Source organism: Paramagnetospirillum caucaseum, from assembly GCF_000342045.1.
GTDB classification, from domain to species: Bacteria; Pseudomonadota; Alphaproteobacteria; order Rhodospirillales; family Magnetospirillaceae; genus Phaeospirillum; species Phaeospirillum caucaseum.
On the sequence record NZ_AONQ01000223.1, the window covers coordinates 1 to 292 of the forward strand.

1 protein-coding gene is annotated in these 292 nt (G+C 54.8%); it reads right to left on the reverse strand.

All coding sequences use genetic code 11. The features are described from left to right. Positions 1-226: hypothetical protein (locus tag H261_RS26440; protein ID WP_235063055.1), on the reverse strand; the 226-nt coding region annotated here is incomplete at its 3' end. Positions 227-292: the final 66 nt, after the last annotated feature.

The following is a 292-nucleotide window of genomic DNA, read 5'->3' on the forward strand; positions in this document are numbered from 1 at the left end:
CGTGTTCCCGGAAATTATAGATATGAATCCCGATCATTACGCCAGGACGTGCCCTGGATGCGGAGGCATCCATTATCTCATAACACTCACGAACAAGATCATCTGCGATAACTGCTTTGCTGCTGCCGAGTTTCCCGATGATGAGGTCTGAAGCTGAGAAAACTTTGGTTGCTGCGATCCAACGTCGGTTGGCGGAACTGTCATCCCGATACCCATCATCGATCATGCTGGCAGTCGATGACGAGGGCCGGGCCTACCTGGACGCGGCCCTGATGGGGCGGCATGGGGAGGT